This is a genomic window from Acaryochloris sp. IP29b_bin.137, from assembly GCF_028285745.1.
Classification (GTDB): domain Bacteria; phylum Cyanobacteriota; class Cyanobacteriia; order Thermosynechococcales; family Thermosynechococcaceae; genus Acaryochloris.
In genome coordinates, this window is sequence record NZ_JANQOP010000182.1 from 1 (window position 1) to 4,788 (window position 4,788).

Below are 4,788 nucleotides of genomic sequence, written 5' to 3' on the forward strand. Positions count from 1 at the left end.
CAAAGGGGATACCTTCTAATCTGAGTGGGGTGAGACCATTGTAAAACCTCTAAAACGCAGACTGGGCAATACAACCCGGAAAAATTTACAGGTGGACCCTGATAACACCCTCTTCACCTCTTCTTGAAGATCCTTCCTATTATCAACGTACATCATTATAAGTTCCGACTTGGCATAACGGGAGATAATTGCTTTGATTATGTGGCATCATTTTACTGACACCACCAACACCTCCACTGAATCTCCCCAACCCCCTTTAGATTGAGCATCGTATACTTCACGGTATGCTGGATATTTCGATGCCCCAGCCAATCTTGAATGAACCTAGTTTCCAACCCTAACTAGCAAACCTAAAACACCAACTTCGCTATCGGCCCTCAACCTGCTCATCGGTAACCTCTAAGTATCCCGACAATGCGGCCAACGTCCGATGCTCCGATGATTCGCTGAATATGCTCGGCACCCCAGCGTTGTGCATCCGAGTCAGATCCGTGCGTCTGAAGCTGTGGGTGCTAAACCCTTCCAATCCCACCCGAGCAAAAGCTTGCCTCAAGATCCGGTCTGCTGAACTCAACCGGTTATAAGAGCGGCCATGCCGACCGGGGAAAAGATAGGTGCGAATTAGATTAGGAGTATAGGCCACAAAAAAGTCATACAACTGAGCTAATTGACTGTTGGAATATAATTTAGACAGAAGCTTCGAAAATAATACTATCCGAGAACTTGCGTGAATTTGGCCCGATGACATAGTTCGCGCAGAGTCATGCCAAGGAAGTGTAGTCGTGAAAAAGCTCGTTCGTGGTCTACAAGAGTTCAAGCAAAAATACGTTGCTCAACATCAAGAACTCTTAAAAGAACTTTCACACGGGCAAAAACCCCGTGTATTATTCATCTCCTGCTCTGATTCGCGGGTTGACCCCAACCTTATTACCCAGACAGATGTGGGGGAATTGTTTGTCATCCGTAATGCCGGGAATATAGTGCCCCCCTATGGCGCAGCCAATGGTGGCGAGGGCGGCACGATTGAATATGCCATTGCAGCTCTTGAGATTGAGCAAGTTGTTATCTGTGGCCATTCCCATTGTGGAGCGATGACAGGTCTGATGAAGCTGAACAAGCTGCAAGCAGATATGCCCTTGGTTTATGACTGGTTGCAACATGCTGAAACGACCCGGCGAGTGGTTTCGGAAAACTACCCAGAATCTCAAGGGGAAGAGCGGGTTGAAATCTTAGTTGCCGAAAATGTCCTAGTGCAGATTGATAATTTGAAGACTTATCCGATTGTGCGATCACGGATGCTGCAGGGCAAACTGCAGATTTACGGCTGGATTTACCATATCGAGACGGGTGAAGTCCTTGCCTATGATGAGAAGACCCATACCTACATTCCACCGCAAAGCCAGCTTCTAGAAAAAACACCCAGTTTGCCCTCTCGGCTAGAGCAATATCTGATTAGCACCCATGCACCTCCCGTTGCTTGTGAACTGCCTGCTCCGCGACTACAGTCTGCGTCTTCGACTCCATCGATTACACCCGTCAACGGTACCACTACCACTAATCGCATTCGGTCTCAGTTAGATGCCTTATTAAAGGCTTCACCTGATTCATGGACGGATGTTGACGACTCGATGCATTCTATGAGTAAGCTCCTGGAAGATGCCCAACATGAAGGGATGAGCGCTAATGAAGCGCAGAATTATCATCATCAATTTTCAGAACAAATCCCTAAATGGCTTAGGCAAATGGAATAGCCTCCATCAACAGCTAATTAGTGAAGGCTACAATTGACCTCAGCAAAATCAAGTGTTCGTCAACGGCTTTTACCTTACACAAAGAAACACAGATGAAATTATACTGAGCAGACTATATTGCATAGTTCTTCGAAAAATTTTGGGAGTAAACCTTATCGTAACTTATGCAAAAAGTATCAACTTAGCAAACTACCCCTGACAATTCAAAATGAGTTGCAAGGCAAATAAACTCAGCTTTTTGGGCGTGAAGAAATTTTTAGAAAAAGACAACTTATGGATCCAAATAATGATGCTCCAAGAGCACCTAGCACAAAAATCATGGCAATCATAAACAGTGGTAATCCAAAAGAAAAGACATAAATCTGCCCCCAACCACCTACACATGTCTCCGCTTCTTGCCGACAAGTAAAGTATGTGATGATCTCTCCTGGAAACTCAACCAGCAGCAAATTAAGGATGTGAGCTACAGGAGAGAGCAAGCCCACTATCAGGCCTCGATAGGAGGTTCCATAAAGTAAGGAATACACATATGAGCAGCCTAAAGCTGTACCAAACGTGCCCCCTATGCAACTCGAATAGAGAATTATCCGATTCTTAAGAGCGGTACATAACAATGGAGGTTTTTTTGCCAATTTGTTGTTGTTACTCTGTCGTCTAATAGAAGTATCAAGTCGCTACTTATGATTGTCAATGCCATAGATATAGTGAAACAGTTTCCATGGCAGATAATGGCGTTTTTTTATCAATGGCCCCGTTTTGGTCGCTAAGGTGTTCAGATTACTGAACACTTATTAAGAGTAGACTGACCCACTATTGGTCATGACTGGGACATTAAAGTTTCAGAATCATTGGCTTATAAGGCTTATAGGAATTATTTGAAAACTACCCAGACATCATAAGTGGGACAGTATCATTTTCGTGAGTTCAGAGAGTTTAGACTCAATAAGGAATTTCAGCCTTAGCGACCAAAACGGGGCCATTGATATGAAATGGCCAATAATATTCATCAAAATAGATTTGATTTTGGGAATTGAGCTTCAGAACAAGAGGTCTGCATGTAAAGAGTGAATTTAGTGGTATTTTGCATAATTCTCTATGCCGTAGTCTGAGTAATTTATACAAGCTGATCTTCCTAGCAAGAAAACATGATCACTTAACTTACTTCTAGGGATCTATTATTGAAGCATATCAATTTTTATGTTTTAGGAAAAATTGAATTTGAGATTATTGATTATGCAGAAAAAAAATAATAGCTCTATTTACATATCCCTTCTCAAATGGAGCTTTAGCCTCTATTTCATTTCAGTTGGTTTATGGCGCTTGAAGCGTTTTTTCTACATAACTGATTTATCATCAATATCTACCGAATGCAGTCAAGCAGTATTCCAATCACAGAAGAAGATTAATCAACTTCCTAATGTTCAACTTAATAAAGCATATTGGGAAAAGGTTGACTTTTTAAACGATCCACCCAGTGGTCGGCCTCAGAAATATCAATATATTTTGGAGGATACTTCAGGGCTAATAAACGTATTTAACTCTTCACAGTTTTTAACCAGTATAAGCCAGAATATCATGGATAGCTGTTCTCAGGTAAGCATGGTGGGCTTTAGTAATACACGATTTAGCGCGGTTCATAATTATGGTTTGTTTCCTAAAGATTCAGTAAAGAAAATGTGCCCCTTTAATCCATCATCCTTTGTTATTGTTCAGTTAACTTATCCTTTTGGAGATAGGAATTGGAGGCAAAACGGTGCTTGTTAGGAAGTGAACCTTTAAAAAGGCTTAGTCCAATTTACTGAGTATATTCATTTGTTACGTGTAGACAGTTTATCGAAGAAGATTGCTAGCCTTATTTCAAAGAATTTCTACGTGGGTTCAAAAAGGATATCTAGGGAAGGTGTTTAAATTCATAGGTCACACTTTTTGGACATGAGCCAAGAAATATTCTAGTTTCCCTCCTCATAGTTATATTGGTCTACTTATGTCAAAACCCATCACCACTACTCGACGCAGATTTTTGACCTTGTTGAAATATGCGGGATTTGGAACCTTTGGTTCAATAATCGCTCACTCTCTTTATCAATGTGATGATATCCATATTCGTCTTTTACCCACTGACAAAATTTTCACTGTCGATGCTCAAGGTAGAATTATCCATCGGCGTTCACTCCCCCAACTGCAGATCCTCAAAGAGAAACTTGGCAAGAACATAACGTTAGAGATGGTGTCGATTCCTGGAGGAACTTTCACAATGGGGTCTCCCTCACATGAGCTAGAAAGGTGGGATGGTGAAGGTCCTCAGCACAAGGTCAATGTCCCATCGTTTTACCTAGGTAAGTATCCAGTGACACAGGTTCAATGGAAAGCCATCATGAGGACTAACCCTTCTAATACCAAAGGGGCTAATCGACCTGTAGAGCGGGTGTCTTGGAATAAGGCAACTGAATTTTGCCAAAAGCTCTCACAGAAAACCGGTAAGTTGTATCGGCTCCCGAGTGAAGCAGAATGGGAATATGCTTGTCGAGCTGGAACAACCACACCCTTCCATTTTGGTGAGACCATCACCTTGAATTTAGCTAATTACTATCCCTCTAAGGGTTATGCCTCTGGCCCCATAGGAAACTCTTTAAAAAGGACCACAGATGTTGGCAAATATCCTCCCAATGCCTTTGGGCTTTATGACATGCATGGAAATGTAACCGAATGGTGTCAAGATACCTTGCACAAAAACTATGAAGGTGCGCCCACTGATGGCAGTGCTTGGGAGGATAATTATTATGAAGAAAGAATGAAAAGAGGTGGCTCTTGGGGCGTCGATCCAGGACAATGCCGCTCAGCGAAACGCTCTTGGCTCATACCTTACAACAGTGAATACACCACCATTGGCTTTCGAGTGGCATTGGATACAGCCTCAAATCTTTGAAGTCGTTTGATCCGGTTGTGTCGCAAAAATAGGGTGCTGGCCGAAAGGCAATGGTAAATTGAGAGGCTCTATTCCTTTTCTCTCCCGTCCATGAAAACTGCTGATCTGTTC

At 42.4% G+C, this 4,788-nt stretch carries 4 protein-coding genes; 3 read left to right on the forward strand and 1 reads right to left on the reverse strand.

Annotated features, from left to right (window positions below):
- Positions 1-367: 367 nt before the first annotated feature.
- The gene (locus tag Q0991_RS13240) at positions 368-643 is read right to left on the reverse strand and encodes a hypothetical protein (protein WP_299489187.1); all 276 of its coding nucleotides are present in this window, start codon (positions 641-643) and stop codon (positions 368-370) included.
- Between the two features lie 139 nt (positions 644-782).
- Here Q0991_RS13240 and Q0991_RS13245 point away from each other — a divergent pair, with 139 nt between their 5' ends.
- The 3 genes from Q0991_RS13245 to Q0991_RS13255 all read left to right on the forward strand — a co-directional run bounded on the left by Q0991_RS13245 (position 783) and on the right by Q0991_RS13255 (position 4,677).
- Entirely contained in the window at positions 783-1,751 is a 969-nt protein-coding gene (locus tag Q0991_RS13245) for a carbonic anhydrase (protein ID WP_299489189.1), read from the forward strand.
- Between the two features lie 1,233 nt (positions 1,752-2,984).
- A complete protein-coding gene (locus Q0991_RS13250; protein ID WP_299489191.1) occupies positions 2,985-3,515 on the forward strand; it encodes a hypothetical protein in 531 nt (176 codons plus the stop codon).
- Between the two features lie 220 nt (positions 3,516-3,735).
- Positions 3,736-4,677, forward strand: a complete 942-nt coding sequence (locus Q0991_RS13255) for a formylglycine-generating enzyme family protein (protein ID WP_299489193.1) — start codon at positions 3,736-3,738, stop codon at positions 4,675-4,677.
- Positions 4,678-4,788: the final 111 nt, after the last annotated feature.